Genomic DNA, 17,651 nt, shown 5'->3' with positions numbered 1-17,651 from the left:
TGGTTGTCTCTTCTTAAGTTTATGTTATATCTTTTATGGATGTATTTTTCATGAAATATGGATAGTGTTTTTATAATAGAGGAGAAGAAGTTTTATGTTTATGTCATTATTGGAAAAGTATAATCAATTGAAAAAAGAGTATGAAGACTATCAGAAAATGGCTGAAGATATTATGCAAAAACAGAGCAGAAAAATTATGGAACTGGACAAGAAATTGGATATGATGTCGTTGATAGTTGAAATAAGCCAATATGTTAACAAGTATCTTGAAGATGAGGAGATAGTTTCTACTGTAAATGATATAATGATTGGAATTTTGGGAGTAACTTATTCAAGTATATACCTGGTTGAAAATAGAAAATTGAAGCTGAAAGTATCAAATCTGGAAAATACACGGCATCATTCCAGCGTATATAAATTCAATCTAGGAAATGTTTCCAAACCCAAAATAAGTCTGACAAATTCCAAAAGCAATATATACCTTGGAAGGGAAGATGTGGAAATTCATTCAGCCATATTTATTCCCATATATCTGCAGGATGACCTTTTAGGTGCCATTGTAGTTGAACATAATATATACAATTACCTAAATATGGAGCACATAAAACTATTAAATGCTGTCAGCAATCAAATTGCCATGTGCATAGAAAACAACCGCCTTTATAATCAAATAAAGGAAAATTCGCAAAGGGATTTTTTAACAGGACTTTTCAACAGAAATTATTTTTTCTCCGTAATAAATGACAAGGTGAAAAATTGTGAAAATGGTTTTGCAATTATAATGATAGATATAGATGATTTCAAGAAATGCAATGATACTTTTGGACATCAGTATGGAGACAAGGTGCTGAGACAGGTAAGCAGTATAATCAAGAGCAATCTCAGAAATGAAGATATAGTTGCCAGGTATGGTGGAGAAGAAATTATAGTGTATATGTATGATGTAAAGAGAGAAGAGGATGTATACCATAGAATGTGCAGCATAAAGATGAAAATAATGAATACATCTATAGATTATGGAGAGATTTCTTCTCATGTAACTGTTTCAATAGGTATCAGTGTATCACATAACAGCAGTGACGATGTAGAAAAGATGATAAGGGAAGCGGATGTAAATCTATATAGGGCAAAGAATTCTGGTAAAAACAGAGTGATTATGTAAAAAGGTGATAGTTGTGAGTACAAAATGGACAGATGAACAGAAAAGGGCAATATTTTCTGAAAAGGCTAATATTCTGGTAGCTGCAGGGGCGGGAGCTGGTAAAACTGCAGTTCTTGTAAACAGGATAATACAAAAGATAATAGGTGAAAATTCAGATATTGATATAGACAGATTACTAGTTGTAACTTATACAAATGCAGCGGCTTCCGAGATGAAGGAGAGAATAGGTGAAGAGATCCAAAAGAGCCTGGAAGAAAATTTCCAGTCAAAAAAGCTTCAAAGACAGCTTACACTTTTGAATCAGTCGAACATTATGACTATGCATTCTTTCTGCCTTAAAGTCATAAGGGATAATTTTCATCTTGTGGATATCGATCCTAATTTCAGGGTGGCAAATAATGAAGAGATTATACTTTTGAAGCAGGATTCAGTTCTGGAGCTTTTTGAAGAAAAGTACGACTGCAATGATAAGAATTTTATTCTTCTTGTGGATTCCTATGGTGATAAAGATGATTCCAAAGTAAAAAAGATGGTTTTGGATCTATATGAATTTTCCCGGAGTGTTCCGTGGCCTGAAAAATGGCTTGATTGGGCTGCTGAGAATTTTAATCTTGACAGTAATTTTAATTTTGAAGTTTCAAAGTGGGCATATACAATTATTGCGAACTTGAAACAGGAGATCAGGGGATTGATATATAAGCTTAAAAGTGCAGTGGAACTGATACATAGTGATACAGGACTTCAGGCATATGAAAATACCTTTTATGAAGATATTCACAATTTTGAAGAGCTGCTTGGCCTGGAGCAATGGAGAGAGTTGATGAGGGAAATCAACAGCTTCAAGTTCGGCAAGCTTGCTCCAGTCAAAAATAAAAACTCCAATGATGAAATAAAACAAAGAGTAGTCAAAATGCGAAATGATGTAAAAAAGTCGATAAAGCAAATACAGGATAATATATTTGGATATACAGAGGATATCGGGAAAAGCATCAAAGATATGTATCCTCTTATGAGATCTCTGGTTGATCTGGTAAATGATTTTGATAATAAGTATTCATCCAAAAAGAAAGAGAGAGACATAGTAGACTTTAGTGACATAGAACATTTATGCTTGGATATATTGACACATAACAAAGATAGTGGTGGAAAAGTTGTGACTTCCGATACTGCAATTTATTATAGAAACTTTTTCGAGGAAATATTTATAGACGAATATCAGGACAGTAATTTGGTTCAGGAGACTATAATAAACATGATAGGCAGGAAGGATGAAGCTTCAAATCTATTTATGGTCGGGGATGTAAAGCAGAGCATATACAGGTTCAGACAGGCAAAACCGGAGCTGTTTATGGAAAAATACAATAGTTACTCTGACGATGAAGATGAAATGAATAGAAGAATAAAATTGTTTAAAAACTTTAGAAGCAGGCCTGAAATAATAGATGGAGTAAATTTTATATTCAAGCAGATAATGTGCAGGGAAGTAGGTGAGCTTGAATATGACACGGAGGAAGAGCTTAAAAGTGGGGCAGTATACCCGCAGTTTTCAGATGACAGGGACATTTTTGAAGGTGAGAGCATAGAACTCCATATTATAGACAAGGTTGCCGGAGAAGAAAGTGAAGAGGATTTAGATGATGATATCCGAATTGAAGCAAGGCTCATAGCGAATAAAATAAATGCACTTGTAAATACACAGGATGGTTTTAGAAAAAAGGTATATGACAGAAATATAAATGCCTACAGGCCGATAATGTATAAGGACATAGTTATTCTAATGCGTGCTACAAAAAATTGGTCACCTGCAGTGGTAGAAGAGTTAAATAATCTGAGAATACCAGTTTTTGCAGACGCATCAACAGGCTATTTTGAAACTATCGAGATAAGGACAATTATGAGTCTGCTTCAGATAATAGATAATCCTATCCAGGACATACCTCTCATATCGGTACTTCGTTCACCAATAGAGTCATTTTCACCGGAGGAACTTATAGATATAAGAATGGTAAATAAAGATGTTCCATTTTATGAGGCACTCAAGAATTGCACGCTGAAGTCTTCTGATGGTTATTCTGTAGATAACATAGATGACAATTTGAGAAGCAAAGTGAATAATTTTATAATTCAATTGAACAACTGGAGAAAAAAAGTTATCTATATGCCCATAGACGAGTTCCTGTGGTATTTATACATGGATACGGGATACTATGGATTTGTAGGGGCAATGCCTGGCGGTGTCCAGAGACAGGCAAACTTGAGAATGCTGTTTCAAAAGGCCGAACAGTATGAAAACAGCAGCTATAAAGGATTGTTTAATTTTATAAATTTCATAGGTAAACTTAGAAGCAGCAGTGGGGACATGGGAAGTGCCAGAATATTAGGTGAAGATGAAAATGTAGTCAGAATAATGAGTGTACACAAGAGCAAAGGACTGGAGTTTCCCGTAGTTATTTTTGCGGGAGCAGGCAAGAATTTCAATATGATGGATATGGGTAAGCCCGTGCTTTTCAATGAACAACTGGGCCTTGGACCTGATTATGTGGATTCTGAGAGAAGAATACGGTATCCTACTATAATAAAACAGATATTGAAGAGAAGGATTAAAATTGAAACTATTTCAGAGGAGATGAGGATACTTTACGTAGCATTTACAAGGGCAAAGGAAAAACTCATCATAACGGGAATGATAAGCAACGTTGAAAAAAACTGCAGAAGATGGTGTGAAGAATCAATTGTAGATGAACACAAGGTACCTGAATATGCACTTGCCGGTGCTAAAAATTATCTTGACTGGATAGGAGAGGCACTGGTAAGGCATAGAGATGGTGAAACTCTCAGGAAAGCAGGATCTTACGAGACGGATGATAATATTTTATCTGATGATTGTTCAAAATGGACCATTAATTTATGGAAGAGAGAAAGTCTTTTCAGGGAGCGGAAGGATAACTCTGAATATGATATTATAGATTATATAAGGCAAACAGCTTCAAATCAGGAGAAGAGCAGGTATTATGAAGAAATAGCGAGAAGGCTTGACTGGAAGTACAGATATTATGAGGCTTCTGAAATCCCAGCCAAATTTTCAGTATCGGAATTGAAGAGGAAATTTGATATTATTGACAGGGAAGAAAGTAGTGAGTTCGTGGAAAATGTAAATCTCAAAAAGCCTCATTTCATCGATGAAAAAAGCAGAATATCACCATCTCAAAGGGGGACGCTTGTTCATCTCGTAATGCAGCATATGGATATCAGCAAGGTCGACTCGGAAAATGATATAAGGGAGCAGGTACAGGAGCTTGTATCTAGAAAATTTATTACGGAAAAGGAAAGCAGAGTAATTTTTCCACATAAAATATTCAGGTTTTTTAGTTCCGATCTGGGAATGAGAATGAGAAAAGTCCGCAATGTATACAGGGAGATTCCATTTTATATGCAAATAGACAGCGGGGATATATATGGGAATTTACCTGAATATATAGGCAAAAACGAAAAAGTACTTATACAGGGTATAATTGACTGTTATTTTAAAGAGAAAGACGGAATTGTACTTTTGGACTACAAGACTGATTATGTAGAAGACCTTGAAGCTGTGAGAAACAGGTATAAAATACAGATTGACTATTATTCGAGAGCCATTGAAAAGATGACAGGTATGAAAGTCAAAGAAAGGTACTTGTACTTGTTCCACAAAAATACTCAGCTTGAGATTTAATTTTGGGGAGGAAGTTCAAATGGAAAGAGTTGTTGATAAATTTTTAAGATACGTCGGATTTGATACAAGATCAAGTGAAGAATCTGACAGAATTCCCACTACTGAAAAGCAGCTGAAGCTTGCAGAACAACTTTCAGAAGAATTGAATGATATAGGACTCACAGATGTGTCTCTGGATAAAAACGGATATGTAATGGCTTCAATAGAAGGCAATATAGATGGAAAAGTGCCATGCCTAGGGCTTATTTCCCATATGGATACAAGTCCTGAAATCTCGGGGAGCAATGTAAATCCCAAAATAATTGAGAATTATGATGGAAAGGATATAGTCCTCAATGAAAAAGACAATATAGTATTGAAGACTGAAGATTTTCCGGAAATTGAAAGATATAAAGGGAAAACCCTGATAACTACAGATGGAAATACATTACTTGGGGCGGATGACAAAGCTGGTATAGCAGAAATAATGGCTGCCGCAGAATATATTATAAGGCATCCTGAAATACAGCATGGAGATATCAAAATAGCTTTCACTCCTGATGAAGAGGTTGGGCAGGGAGCTGATCATTTTGATATTAAAAAATTCAATGCTCAATTTGCCTACACGGTAGATGGAGGCGAAATTGGGGAACTGGAATTTGAAAACTTCAATGCGGCTTCCGCAGAAATAAAGATCGGGGGAAGAAATGTGCATCCGGGATCTGCAAAGGGAAAGATGATAAATTCCATGCTTGTTGCCAGTGAATTCATGGATATGCTTCCTGCAGATGAAACTCCGGAAACTACGGAAGGATATCAGGGCTTTTACCATATTGTTTCTATAAAAGGTGGAGTAGAGCAAACGCGTTTATCTTATATAATAAGGGACTTTGACAGAGATAATTTTGAAAAAAGGAAAAAATTTATTCAAAATTGTGGGGAGATTATCTGTAAAAAGTATGGAAGGAACATAGTGAAAATTAATGTAGAAGATCAGTACAGCAATATGAGAGAGAAGATAGAACCTGTTAAGTATATAGTAGATATTGCAGCTGAGGCTATGAATATGGCAGATGTAGAACCAAAAATATCTGCAATCAGAGGCGGTACCGATGGAGCAAGACTTTCTTTTGAAGGACTTCCAACTCCAAATATATTTACAGGAGGACATAATTTTCATGGAAGATATGAGTATATTCCTGTATTTGCAATGGAAAAGGCCATTGAGGTTATAGTAAATATAATAAAATTGACGGCAAAATTATAATTTACAAAAATTCATGGAATAATTTTTGTATGAACTACATATAATATTAAAGTTAGACTTAATATTCATATGAGCACTACAAAAGGGGGAACATGAATTGAAAAGTAATTTTATAATAACAGAAGATGTAATAGAAGAATGTCTTAAAGAGTGTATGGAAGACAGTGAGGAAAACAGGGAAGAAAAATCGGACTCTGCTGGTAGGAAATAACAGAGTCCGTTAAAGATGTCCATTTATTAGAATATTTAATGTATAGCTGTTAACTGCTTTGCTGCGGAAGTTATGTCTTTACTTCCAAGTATTGCAGATACAACAGCTATGCCATCTACACCCGTGGAAAGTACTTCCTTGAAATTATCCGGACCTATTCCTCCTATGGCAACTGCGGGTATGTTTATGCTGTCATAAATCTTACGAAGGCCATCTATTCCTATAAGTTTATTTATGTCTTTCTTCGTTCCGGTATTGAATATTGTACCTATGCCGAGATAATCTGCACCGCCCTTTTCAGCTTCAATGGCTTCTTTAATGTTTCCAACGGATATGCCTATTATTTTGTTGTCTCCGAGTATTTTTCTTGCTGTGACAAGTGGAATATCGGTTTGACCTAAATGTACTCCATCAGCTTCAACGGCCTGGGCTATATCTATCCTGTCATCTATTATGATGGGAATTTTATAATATTGGGTAATTTCCTTGACTTCAAGTGCCGTGCTGTAAAATTCTCTTGAAGATGCATTCTTTTCCCTTATCTGAACTAGGGTAACCCCACCTAATATTGCCTCTTCAACTGCTTTTTTCAAAGGTTTTGATCCAATAAATCTCCTGTCTGTTACAAGATACAAACTATAATCTACTTCCATATTATTTTTTCACCTTCCTTTAATTTGTCATAATTCAACTCATATATTGAATCGATCAATTTCACCCTGAAGCTTCCAGGAGCCTTTGCCTGTTTAAAAGCTTCTTCGGCAGCTATATTCATTGACAGTATAGCGGCAGTTGCAGCTATAAAATTGTCATCACACGCCCCTGCTGCTGCGCCGCAGAGTGCGCCGAGCATACATCCTGCACCTGTTATTTTGGTCAGCATATCCGTGCCGTTTTGTACTATTGCACTTTCTCTGCCATTTGTTATAAAGTCCTCTTTGCCTGTTGCAGCTACAGTGCAATTATACTTTTTGGACAATGTTATACAGCTTTCCAGTGCTCCTTCTGAACTATCCAGGGAATCCACGCCTTTTACCTTTGAAGATTTTCCTGCAAGAAAATTTATTTCTCCTATATTCCCCTTTATAATATCCACTTTGCCGACTTCAAAAATTCTGTTTATTACCTGAACTTTTTTGGGAATCGCAGCACATGCCACGGGATCAAGAATTACTGGAATGTTGTTTATCTTTGCAGATTGGGCTGCAAGAACTACAGAAGCTTCCTGCTCTTTGTTCAAGGTGCCAAGATTTATGTAAAGAGCCTGAGATATTTTTACAAAATCAAATACTTCGTCATATGCTTCGCACATGGCAGGAGAGGCACCATACGAGAGAAGTATGTTTGCGCAGTCATTGATTGTAACATGATTTGTAATGCAGTGAACAAGTGGAACTTTCTCCCTTACTCGGGGCAATACGTTTAAGACTCTGTCCAAATTTGAACCATTCATTATATTTCCCTCCTGTTTGTATAGATCAAAAATTTTATATTTTAATTGTAAGAAATTCCTGCCTGTTTGTATAGCTCTACAAAGTGGCCTACAGGACCTACTCCATGCCCTATGGAAAAGGAATTTTCTATGGCTTTTGTTATATATTTTTTTGAATTCAGGACTGCCTGTTCCAAATCAAGTCCCCTGGCTATGTATGAGGCTATGGCAGAAGATAAGGTGCATCCGGTTCCATGGGTATTGTTGGTGTTTATTCTGCTGCATTCCATATAAGATATATTGTTGTTGAATAATAATACATCATTTGCATCCTTCTCTCTGTGGCCTCCTTTTACAAGCACGTTTTTACAACCAAGCTCTTTTATTTTGAAAGCAGCTTTTATCATGTCCTCTTTGTCAGATATTTTTATTCCGGATATGACTTCCGCTTCAGGTATATTTGGAGTTACCAGGTCTGCTGTACCTATCAGGTGTTTTAATTGCTCCTGTGCTTCTTCTTTTAATAGAAAATAACCGCTTTTTGATATCATTACTGGGTCAAGTACTATATTTTTAACTCTATATTCTTTTAACAGTCTGTCTATTACCGATATGTTCTTGCTGTTTGATACCATGCCTATTTTTACAGCATCAACTTCTATGTCATCGAATATTGATCTAATCTGGGATTCAACGATTTCAGGAGATGCTTCCATTACATTCTGTACACCGACTGTATTCTGAGCCGTTATGGCTGTAACAACACTCATGCCAAATACACCCAGGGCACTCATTGTTTTTAAATCAGCCTGTATTCCGGCACCCCCTGAACTATCAGAGCCGGCAATAGTCAATACTTTTTTCATTTCAATCACCTCGGTCTTTCATAATAAATTTAAAATAAAAAGTGTACTGCTGAAGAAGCAATACACTATTTATTATGTTATTATTAATTCTACTACAAATAGATAAATTTGCAACTTATATTTAAAGTCCCATTTTATGAAAGATTTTTATACCGAGAGCTATCATACCGGAAGTTATCATGGGGCCTACAGGGACACCTCCGAGAAAAGCTGCAGCAGCTACTGCGCCGAGTATGAGGGAGGGCATGATTTCACTGTGCCCTTGAAGGGTGAGATACTGCATCCCCAATCCACTCAGGTAAGTTGTGAAGAGCGAAATCAAGAGGGCAAATATTCCAAGCCATGAAGTGAATACACTTCTTATGGCCGTATACCTTATATCTCCGTTTGCTATAGGTATCAAGATAGACATGAGCAATAGTATCAATCCAAATGTCAATCCATTCTGTTGAAGGGTGGGAAATACATACTTATCTATATTAAGAAGTTTTAAAATCAGGAGTATGCAGCTTGCAATGGCTACGGAATTTGCCTTTCCCAGAACTGAAATTGCCAATATTATGACAAGAATTGTAGTTGATTCCAATAATATCATCTCCAAATTCGAAAATTAATTTTATACCATATATTTTTATGTGTACAGTATTGATGTTATGTATAAAATGAAACTTTATCAAAAAAATATAGGATATTTTACGAATGTTTCTCATACATACTTTCAATTAGTACAATTTAATAGTATAATAATGTATAAATTATTGATTCCAAGGTGGAGATTTCATGAAGGATCTAATTGATAAAAATTATATAATCGATGTCAAAATAGAAGATCTTCTGGGTGAGTATCCCAATATAAAAGATTTTTTTACATCCATAGGGGTTGACAATATTGATATTTCAATGACAGCCAGGGAGATATCGGAAGGTTTGAATGAAATATATCTGGAAAACATGGGTTACAGCAGAAGTCAGATCTTATACTACTTTACTGATTTTGTCCAAAAAATGAATGAAATAAAATACATGAACAACTTCAATATCAGATCTCTAACCGTAATAGGAGGACACGACAAATCGGGGAAAAGAGAAGAACTGGAGTTGACATTTGAATGTGGGCAGGTAGTTTGTATAGTTGGACGTACGGGATCTGGAAAGAGCAGATTGTTGGAAGACATAGAGTGCCTTGCACAAAGGGATACACCTACAGGAAGACAAATACTTGTAAACGGGAAAGTACCTGAAGAGAAGGACAGGTTCTGCATGGACAATAAAATAGTTGCACAGCTATCTCAGAATATGAATTTCATAATGGATGTTACTGTGGAAGAATTTATTAAAATGCATGCAGAAAGCCGGATGATATACAATGCCGGTGAGACTGTAGAATCCATAATAGAGTGTGCAAATGACCTTGCAGGAGAGAAGTTTTCAAAGGATGCTGCGGTAACACAGCTGAGCGGTGGTCAGTCGAGAGCTCTTATGATTGCCGATACGGCACTGCTAAGCAGGTCACCAATAATATTGATTGATGAGATAGAAAATGCGGGAATTGATCGCAAAAAGGCAATTGAAACGCTCCTAAAAAAGGATAAAATTATTTTCATGTCCACTCATGATCCTATTCTGGCACTTATGGGAAATACTAGAATCGTAATAAAAAATGGAGGTATATACAAGGTTATAAAAATAGGAAAAGATGAGAAAAAAAATTTAGTGCCGCTTGAATACATTGACAATAAATTACTGGAAATAAGGAATAGGCTGAGGGATGGAGAAATAATAGACTTTGATATAGGAAAGTATTTTAAATATAAAAATTAGAAGGGAAGAGATACAGTTGAAATTGATAACAGTTGCGGGACCGCCTTCTTCTGGAAAAACATCGGTTATTTTAAAAACTATAGACAATTTGAAACATATGAAATTCAATGTAGGCGTAGTAAAATTCGACTGCCTTTCTACCTATGATGATGACCTGTACAGAAAGGCCGAAGTTGACGTTAAAGTCGGAATTTCCGGTGGATTATGTCCGGATCACTTTTATGTAAGTAATATAGAAGACTGTGTAAAATGGGGATTTGACAAAAAATTTGATTATCTCATAACTGAAAGTGCCGGTCTGTGCAATAGATGTTCGCCACATATCAAAGAGATTCCTTCGGTTTGTGTCATAGACTGCCTATCCGGAATAAATACACCGAAGAAAATAGGACCCATGCTTAAATTTGCAGACATTGTAGTTATAACCAAGGGAGATATAGTTTCACAGGCTGAGAGGGAGGTGTTTTCCTTTCACGTAAAACAGGCAAATCCGAGAGCTAAGATTATATTCGTAAATGGAATAACAGGCCAGGGTTCTTTTGAATTGGGAATGAATTTAAAATATTATCCGGAAATTGAGAATTTTAATGGGAAACGTCTGAGATTTACCATGCCTTCTTCAATATGCTCATATTGTCTCGGTGAAACTAAAATAGGAAGCCATTTCCAGATGGGCAGTGTAAAAAAGATGAATTTTTGAAAAATTTGTGAATATTTATTGACATTGATTTAAATTTATAGTAGACTTGTTTTTAATAAATAAAGATAGAGGTTATGACAGGATCAAGTAGATATGTGACATACTTTGAAGAGAGCAGGAAAATGGTGCAAGCCCTGTAGGTACGCGTATTGAAACTCATCCTGGAACTGCAGGTTGAATTGTAAGTAGACTGTGCCGGCTGTAGAGAGCCGTTATGTTAATTAAGTAAAAAATTGGGTGGTACCGCGGCAGATTTTTCGCCCCAGCGAAAAGAATCTGTTTTTTTTATACCCAATTTTAGGAGATGAATTCATAAAATTAAGATGAGAACTTGTATTTATAATATAGAAGAGAGGTATGATAGCATACCAATTCAAATTCATAAAAGGGATAGGTGAATAGTTGATGAATATTGTGGTCTTGATTAAACAAGTTCCAGATATGGAAAGAGTAAAATTTGATAGAGAAAAGGGAGTGGTGGACAGAAAGTCTGCCGGAACAGAAATCAATCCATTTGACTTGAATGCACTTGAAGCTGCAGTTCAAATAAGTGAAAAAATTGATGCTAAAGTTACAGCCATAAGTATGGGACCACCAAATGCAGAACAGGCTTTGAAGGAATGTATTGCAAGGGGAGCTGATGAGGGAATATTGGTCAGCGATGCAAAATTTGGAGGATCGGATACAAAAGCTACGTCATTTATACTGGCAAGCGCCATTAAGAAAATTGGCAACTGCAGTTTGATAATTGCTGGAGAGAAAACCGTAGATGGTGACACAGGACAGATTGGACCAGAAGTTGCTGAATTTTTAGACGTACCGCATGCAAGCTATATAAGCAAAATTACAGATGTAGGTGAGGGCAGTATAAAGGTCTGCTCGGAAATATGGGAAGGAACCTATTTGAAAAATATAAAACTGCCCGGGCTGATTACAGTTACAAAGGACATAAATCAACCAAGACTGCCTTCATTCAAAGATAAAATGAAAGCAAGAAAAGCGGAAATAAAAGTTATAAAGTTTGAGGATTTAAAGGAATATCTGGATAATGATACTGTTGGATTCAAGGGTTCACCTACAAAAGTCAAGAAAATAGAAGTGCCTCAGATAGAAAAGAGACAGGGTAAAATATACAGGCAGCAGGACTCTGAAAGGGCAGAGGAAGAACTTATAAGTTTGTTTATGAAAAAGAAGATTTTGGAGGTGGAGGTTTAACATGAATAAAGAATATAAAGGTATACTCGTGTTTGCTGAGCAGAAAAAGGGAAAAATCCATAAGGTAAGCTATGAATTAATTGGCAAGGCAAGACAGCTTGCAGATAAATTGAATTCTCCTGTTTACAGTGTGCTTTTGGGACCTGAAGGCATGAAACCCGAGGAGCTGATATACAGAGGTGCCGACAAGGTATTTTATTCAGCTGATGATGCATTTAACCAGCCGGAAGAGCTGATTTATGAAGCAAATTTGGAAGATCTCATAAAAAAGATCAAACCTGAAATATGTCTTATTGGTGCAACAACCCTTGGAAGATCTATAGCACCCAGGCTGGCAGCAGCCCTGAAAACCGGATTGACGGCAGATTGTACAGGATTGGAAATAGATGAGGATGGAAAACTTGTTCAGATAAGACCTGCTTTCAGTGAAAATATACTGGCCCATATAAAGACAGACACCTATCCGCAGATGGCTACGGTGAGGTATAAGGAGTTCGATGAAAGCCCTAGAAATGATGAAAACAAGGGTGAGGTTGTTTCTATAGAGCCAATAAAATCGGGAAACAGGCTTGTGGAGGTATTGGATGAACTGAAGGCACAGGATGTGGATATATCCGATGCCAATGTAGTTGTTGCGGCAGGAAAAGGATTGAAAAAGGCTGAAGATATGAGCATGATCAAGGAATTGGCAGATCTGCTGGGCGGGTTGGTTGGTGCTACCCGGGAAATCGTGGATGATGGATTCATATCCAAGGAGTTCCAGGTCGGATACAGTGGAAACAGGGTTAAACCAAAAGTATATATAGCTTGTGGAATTTCTGGAGCTCCGCAGCATATTGCAGGAATGAAAGAATCTGATTTCATAGTGGCAATCAATACGGATCCATCAGCTCCAATATTCAATGTAGCTGATTATGGAATAGTAGATGATATATACAAGGTTATTCCTGATTTAATAAATAAAATAAAGCAAGGCAGTTTACAAATAAGCAACTGTTAGATTGGAGTGTAAATGTTGGAAATTAATGTAGTTGAAAATAATCTAAAGAAAATTGTGGGAGATGATTGGGTTACAAGTGATCTGTCTCATATTCAAGGATATCTTTATGATGAGACTGAACCACTTCTCCGACCGAGTGCATCGGAAAACTGTATAGTGGTCAAGCCTGAATCAGCAGGGCAGATATCGGATATACTCAAGTATGCTAATGAAGCACTTGTACCTGTAACTGTAAGAGGTGGAGGTACGGGAGTTGTCGGTGGAGCCATACCTACCAAGCCTTCCATAATTTTATCATTGGAGAGATTAAACAAAGTTGTTGATCTGGATGAAAAGAATTTGATGATTACTGTCCAGGCAGGGGTTACTCTTGCACAGCTTCTCGAAGTTCTCAACAAGCAGGGAAAACTATTCTTTCCTATACATCCTGGAGATGAAGGTGCACAGGTTGGAGGAATGGTAGTAACCAATGCCGGAGGTACAAGAGCTGTAAAACACGGAGTCATGAGGAATCATATCAAGGAACTGGAGGTAGTTCTTCCTACGGGAGAAATAATAAAGGCCGGTGGAAAGCTTCTTAAGAACAATATGGGATATGATCTGCTCAATATGATAATTTCAAGTGAAGGTACTCTTGGAATTGTAACTGAAGTTACATTGAGGCTTTATGCTAGAAGCCAGTATTCAGGTACACTTATAGTTTCATTCAACACGAGGAGAGAAGCTTGTGATTCAGTACCTGATGTAATACAGGAAGGGATTACACCGCTGGCAGTAGAGTATATGGACAGAATTATTGCCAATAAATCTGCAGAGCAGCTGGATACTGTCTGGCCCGCTTCAAAAGGTTCCGTGGATCTGATATTTATAATTGATGCAGCTAATGAAGATGAACTCTATGCCAATAGTGAGAAGATCGTGGATATATGTGAAAAAAATGGTGCTGTAGACAGTATTATAGCAGAGACACCTAAAGAACAAAGGCATATATTGGAAATAAGGAGCAATGCCTATGGACCATATAGGGACAATATAGCAGATGCACTTGATATAGCGGTTCCGCCGTCATCCGTGCCTGATTTTCTTGATGATGTGGCCGAGTTTGCGGAGCAATATGAAAATTCCATAGTATCTCTTGGACACATAGCAGACGGAAATATTCACAATTTTATCATGGGTGATAATGGACAGCTGCCTGCTTATTATGAAGAACTCAAAGAGAAGATGTATGAAACTGCTATAAAATATGGAGGAACTGTTACGGCCGAACACGGAACAGGAAAGACGAGAAAAAAACATATGAACCTTCAATTCAGCAATAAGGAAATTGAAATTATGGATGGGATAAAGAAAGTCTTTGATCCAAATGGAATCCTCAATTCTGGAGATATATTAGATTAGACATTAACTGCAAGATGGGAAAACAACCCGTCCTGCGGTTTTAATTTTATATATAACAACAATAAACCCTTGAAATCATTTATAAATGACTTCAAGGGTTTTTAACTTTTGGTGCCGATGGTCGGATTCGAACCGACACGCCCGAAGACACTTGATTTTGAGTCAAGCAAGTCTGCCAATTCCATCACATCGGCATAATCGTTTAAATCATCTTAACAAGCAACAAAAGTATAATATCATAGATGACATTTTCCGTCAAGTGATAATCCCAAATATCCTATAAAAAAATTTTTTATGGAAATTAATGGCAATATGTAGTATAATTATATTAGATGCATATATTGATTAGTATATAGTATTATGTTGTTACAGTGAAATGTCTAAATATACAGTATATGCTCTAAAAGAGGATAAAAATAATATAATATAGTGATAAATGAAAGAAATTTTTAATTGGATTTAATTAATATTAAGAGGAATATTTAAATATTATGTAGAATATAAATAATAAATTTAATTGTGAGGATAATGATTATGAGAAATAAAAACGTTTTTGGATGTCACTCTTCATTCTACTATTTTGGATTGGAACATCTATATGTAAGTATGTGCCAATATATAAAATTATGTATAGAAGAAGGAAATTTTATATACCTAATTGTTGATGATAAATTATATAGTAATATTAAGGGCTTTACTGAAATAAATAAAAACAACAGCTTGCAAATTTCAGATGTTTGTAGGATGATTAATATCTACAATTCCTTAAGTAAAAATGAAATCAAGGAAAAACTTTTGAAATGTGAAAATGAAATTGTAAAGAGAGGATTTAAGGGGTTGAGTTTCATAATAGATGTAGCTTATTTGATATCCCATACATCTAAAGAAGATTTCCTGAAAATTGATTTTGATATTACAAGACTTATTTCGAATACAAGGACATCTGTGATATGTACATACGATTTTGAAGATTATTTGGATGAGAAAAGAATTATAGATGATGAAATTATGGAGAAATCCTATGAAAGTCATTCTTATAGATTGTACAAGAACAGGCTGGTAAATTCTAAAGGATTGCTTGGTGTTTAAATTTCATGAAAAAGTTCTGCAGGGTACATAATGCAGAACTTTTTTATATAATATTATTTTGACATGGCTTCTTCGACAGCAACAGCTACTGCAACGGAAGCTCCAACCATAGGATTGTTGCCCATTCCTATGAGTCCCATCATTTCAACATGGGCTGGAACCGATGATGATCCCGCAAATTGGGCATCGGAATGCATTCTTCCCATAGTATCTGTCATTCCATAGGAAGCAGGGCCGGCAGCCATATTGTCCGGATGAAGAGTTCTGCCTGTACCACCACCTGAAGCAACTGAAAAATATTTTTTGCCGAGGGCAAAACATTCCTTTTTATATGTTGCTGCAACTGGATGCTGAAATCTTGTCGGGTTGGTTGAGTTGCCGGTTATGGATACATCCACACCCTCATGATGCATTATTGCAACACCCTCTCTAACATCATCTGCACCATAACATCTTACTTTTGATCTTTCTCCGTCTGAATAGGCTGTTTCTTTGACTATTTGGAGTTTGCCGGTGTAATAGTCAAATTTAGTCTGAACGTAGGTAAAGCCGTTAATTCTTGATATTATAAAAGCGGCATCCTTTCCAAGTCCATTTAATATAACCCTGAGAGGCTCTTTTCTTACTTTGTTGGCTGAATTTGCAAGACCTATGGCACCTTCGGCAGCAGCAAAGGATTCATGTCCGGCAAGAAATGCAAAACACTTGGTATTTTCTCTTAAAAGCATTGCAGCCAAATTTCCGTGACCTAATCCTACTTTTCTGTCATCTGCAACAGATCCTGGTATACAAAATGCCTGAAGTCCCTCTCCTATGGCTTCAGCGGCCTCGGCAGCTTTAGTACAGCCTTTCTTTATAGCTATTGCGGCACCTACTGTATATGCCCAACAGGCATTTTCAAAGCAAATCTGCTGAACACCCTTAACTATATTGTAAGCATCTATACCTTTTTCATCACAGACAGCTTTGGCTTCTTCTATTGAATTGATACCATATTTTTTTAACACGGGTATGATCTGATCTATTCTTCTTTCATAACTTTCAAATAATGCCATAATAATTTATTCCTCCTATCTTCTATTCTTCTCTCGGATCTATAATTTTTGCAGCTTCAGCATACCTTCCGTATGTACCTGTAGCTTTTTTGACAGCTTCAGCAGGATCGGTACCTTTTTTAATCATGTCCATCATTTTACCGAGGCTTATGAACTCATAACCAATCACCTGGTTGTTTTTATCGAGGGCTATGTGATTTACATAACCTTCTGCCATTTCAAGGTATCTTGTACCCTTTGCATTTGTTCCATACATTGTGCCTACCTGGCTTCTCAGTCCTTTACCTAAATCTTCAAGGCCTGCCCCTATTGGAAGGCCACCTTCTGAAAAGGCAGTCTGAGATCTTCCATAGACTATCTGGAGGAATAATTCTCTCATTGCCACATTTATGGCATCACATACAAGGTCGGTATTCAGCGCCTCAAGTATAGTTTTTCCAGGCAGTATTTCAGATGCCATAGCAGCTGAATGAGTCATACCTGAACAGCCTATGGTTTCAATCAGGGCCTCCTGTATAATACCATCTTTAACATTCAAAGTCAGCTTGCATGCACCCTGCTGTGGAGCACACCAGCCCACACCATGAGTCAATCCCGATATATCTTTGATTTCTCTAGCCTGAACCCATTTTCCCTCTTCTGGAATTGGGGCTGGTCCATGATTTGGGCCCTTAGCTACGCAGCACATTCTGTCCACTTCTGTTGAATAAATCATAAATTTATCTCCTTTCTTCACTTATA

General features: G+C 36.6%; 15 protein-coding genes, 1 tRNA gene and 1 other annotated feature. Of the genes, 9 read left to right on the top strand and 7 right to left on the bottom strand.

The genetic code is table 11. The features are described 5' to 3' along the window. The first annotated feature begins 94 nt into the window (after nt 1-94). The 3 genes from LKE46_RS10900 to pepT are packed head-to-tail and all read left to right on the top strand — an operon-like array spanning nt 95 to nt 6,120. Nucleotides 95-1,162 carry a sensor domain-containing diguanylate cyclase gene (locus LKE46_RS10900; RefSeq protein ID WP_291721891.1) on the top strand — a complete coding sequence of 356 codons (1,068 nt, stop codon included), beginning with the start codon at nt 95-97 and terminating at the stop codon, nt 1,160-1,162. A 13-nt stretch (nt 1,163-1,175) separates the two neighbouring features. Further along, nucleotides 1,176-4,874 (top strand): helicase-exonuclease AddAB subunit AddA, encoded by a 3,699-nt coding sequence (gene addA / locus LKE46_RS10895; protein ID WP_291721887.1) that lies wholly within the window; start codon nt 1,176-1,178, stop codon nt 4,872-4,874. 19 nt (nt 4,875-4,893) lie between these two features. Continuing rightward, a complete protein-coding gene (pepT, locus tag LKE46_RS10890) occupies nt 4,894-6,120 on the top strand; it encodes a peptidase T (protein ID WP_291721884.1) in 1,227 nt (408 codons plus the stop codon). Between the two features lie 246 nt (nt 6,121-6,366). On the opposite strand, the gene thiE is transcribed toward pepT, so the two are convergent. From thiE to LKE46_RS10870, 4 genes are all read right to left on the bottom strand, one after another. Further along, nucleotides 6,367-6,984: a thiamine phosphate synthase gene (thiE, locus tag LKE46_RS10885; RefSeq protein WP_291721881.1), complete on the bottom strand. Its 618-nt coding sequence runs from the start codon at nt 6,982-6,984 to the stop codon at nt 6,367-6,369. Further along, entirely contained in the window at nt 6,975-7,784 is an 810-nt protein-coding gene (thiM, locus tag LKE46_RS10880; RefSeq protein WP_291721878.1) for a hydroxyethylthiazole kinase, read from the bottom strand. Before thiM ends, thiE begins: the two co-directional genes overlap by 10 nt. A 41-nt stretch (nt 7,785-7,825) precedes the next feature. After that, nucleotides 7,826-8,629, bottom strand: a complete 804-nt coding sequence (gene thiD / locus LKE46_RS10875; protein ID WP_291721875.1) for a bifunctional hydroxymethylpyrimidine kinase/phosphomethylpyrimidine kinase — start codon at nt 8,627-8,629, stop codon at nt 7,826-7,828. A 121-nt stretch (nt 8,630-8,750) separates the two neighbouring features. Next, on the bottom strand, nt 8,751-9,215 hold the full coding sequence (locus LKE46_RS10870) for a DUF441 family protein (protein WP_291721872.1): 465 nt from the start codon (nt 9,213-9,215) through the stop codon (nt 8,751-8,753). A gap of 194 nt (nt 9,216-9,409) precedes the next feature. On the opposite strand from LKE46_RS10870, the gene LKE46_RS10865 reads away from it, so the two are divergent. The 5 genes from LKE46_RS10865 (at nt 9,410) to LKE46_RS10845 (ending at nt 14,766) form a co-directional block, all read left to right on the top strand. Beyond that, a complete protein-coding gene (locus LKE46_RS10865) occupies nt 9,410-10,450 on the top strand; it encodes an ATP-binding cassette domain-containing protein (RefSeq protein WP_291721869.1) in 1,041 nt (346 codons plus the stop codon). 16 nt (nt 10,451-10,466) lie between these two features. Continuing rightward, nucleotides 10,467-11,150: a GTP-binding protein gene (locus tag LKE46_RS10860; RefSeq protein WP_291721865.1), complete on the top strand. Its 684-nt coding sequence runs from the start codon at nt 10,467-10,469 to the stop codon at nt 11,148-11,150. Between the two features lie 65 nt (nt 11,151-11,215). Then, nucleotides 11,216-11,418 (top strand) — a binding site (T-box leader). 137 nt (nt 11,419-11,555) lie between these two features. After that, nucleotides 11,556-12,365, top strand: a complete 810-nt coding sequence (locus tag LKE46_RS10855; protein WP_291721862.1) for an electron transfer flavoprotein subunit beta/FixA family protein — start codon at nt 11,556-11,558, stop codon at nt 12,363-12,365. Between the two features lies 1 nt (nt 12,366). Then, nucleotides 12,367-13,365 carry an electron transfer flavoprotein subunit alpha/FixB family protein gene (locus LKE46_RS10850; protein ID WP_291721860.1) on the top strand — a complete coding sequence of 333 codons (999 nt, stop codon included), beginning with the start codon at nt 12,367-12,369 and terminating at the stop codon, nt 13,363-13,365. Between the two features lie 12 nt (nt 13,366-13,377). Further along, nucleotides 13,378-14,766, top strand: coding sequence for an FAD-binding oxidoreductase (locus LKE46_RS10845; RefSeq protein WP_434735192.1), 1,389 nt, complete (start codon nt 13,378-13,380; stop codon nt 14,764-14,766). A 109-nt stretch (nt 14,767-14,875) separates the two neighbouring features. Here the strand turns inward: LKE46_RS10845 and LKE46_RS10840 are convergent. Beyond that, nucleotides 14,876-14,960: transfer RNA gene (locus LKE46_RS10840), tRNA-Leu, on the bottom strand. Nucleotides 14,961-15,300: 340 nt separating this feature from the next. On the opposite strand from LKE46_RS10840, the gene LKE46_RS10835 reads away from it, so the two are divergent. After that, nucleotides 15,301-15,855 (top strand): MEDS domain-containing protein, encoded by a 555-nt coding sequence (locus LKE46_RS10835; RefSeq protein ID WP_291721856.1) that lies wholly within the window; start codon nt 15,301-15,303, stop codon nt 15,853-15,855. A gap of 53 nt (nt 15,856-15,908) precedes the next feature. Here the strand turns inward: LKE46_RS10835 and LKE46_RS10830 are convergent, their stop codons facing one another. Next, entirely contained in the window at nt 15,909-16,910 is a 1,002-nt protein-coding gene (locus LKE46_RS10830) for a GGGtGRT protein (protein WP_291721853.1), read from the bottom strand. Nucleotides 16,911-16,932: 22 nt separating this feature from the next. Beyond that, on the bottom strand, nt 16,933-17,625 hold the full coding sequence (locus tag LKE46_RS10825) for an iron-sulfur cluster assembly scaffold protein (RefSeq protein ID WP_291721850.1): 693 nt from the start codon (nt 17,623-17,625) through the stop codon (nt 16,933-16,935). Nucleotides 17,626-17,651 lie beyond the last annotated feature (26 nt).

It is taken from the genome of Clostridium sp. (assembly GCF_022482905.1).
GTDB lineage: Bacteria > Bacillota > Clostridia > Clostridiales > Clostridiaceae > Clostridium_B.
The sequence above is the reverse complement of the archived record's forward strand: the minus strand, read 5'-3'. Positions and strand labels throughout refer to the sequence as shown.

Bases quoted from the DNA above. Each gene is read 5' to 3' on its own strand.
- LKE46_RS10900 (WP_291721891.1), top strand. From the start codon at position 95: ATGTTTATGTCATTATTGGAAAAGTATAATCAATTGAAAAAAGAGTAT.
- pepT (WP_291721884.1), top strand. From the start codon at position 4,894: ATGGAAAGAGTTGTTGATAAATTTTTAAGATACGTCGGATTTGATACA.
- thiE (WP_291721881.1), bottom strand. From the start codon at position 6,984: ATGGAAGTAGATTATAGTTTGTATCTTGTAACAGACAGGAGATTTATT.
- thiM (WP_291721878.1), bottom strand. From the start codon at position 7,784: ATGAATGGTTCAAATTTGGACAGAGTCTTAAACGTATTGCCCCGAGTA.
- thiD (WP_291721875.1), bottom strand. From the start codon at position 8,629: ATGAAAAAAGTATTGACTATTGCCGGCTCTGATAGTTCAGGGGGTGCC.
- LKE46_RS10865 (WP_291721869.1), top strand. From the start codon at position 9,410: ATGAAGGATCTAATTGATAAAAATTATATAATCGATGTCAAAATAGAA.
- LKE46_RS10855 (WP_291721862.1), top strand. From the start codon at position 11,556: ATGAATATTGTGGTCTTGATTAAACAAGTTCCAGATATGGAAAGAGTA.
- LKE46_RS10850 (WP_291721860.1), top strand. From the start codon at position 12,367: ATGAATAAAGAATATAAAGGTATACTCGTGTTTGCTGAGCAGAAAAAG.
- LKE46_RS10845 (WP_434735192.1), top strand. From the start codon at position 13,378: ATGTTGGAAATTAATGTAGTTGAAAATAATCTAAAGAAAATTGTGGGA.
- LKE46_RS10835 (WP_291721856.1), top strand. From the start codon at position 15,301: ATGAGAAATAAAAACGTTTTTGGATGTCACTCTTCATTCTACTATTTT.
- LKE46_RS10830 (WP_291721853.1), bottom strand. From the start codon at position 16,910: ATGGCATTATTTGAAAGTTATGAAAGAAGAATAGATCAGATCATACCC.
- LKE46_RS10825 (WP_291721850.1), bottom strand. From the start codon at position 17,625: ATGATTTATTCAACAGAAGTGGACAGAATGTGCTGCGTAGCTAAGGGC.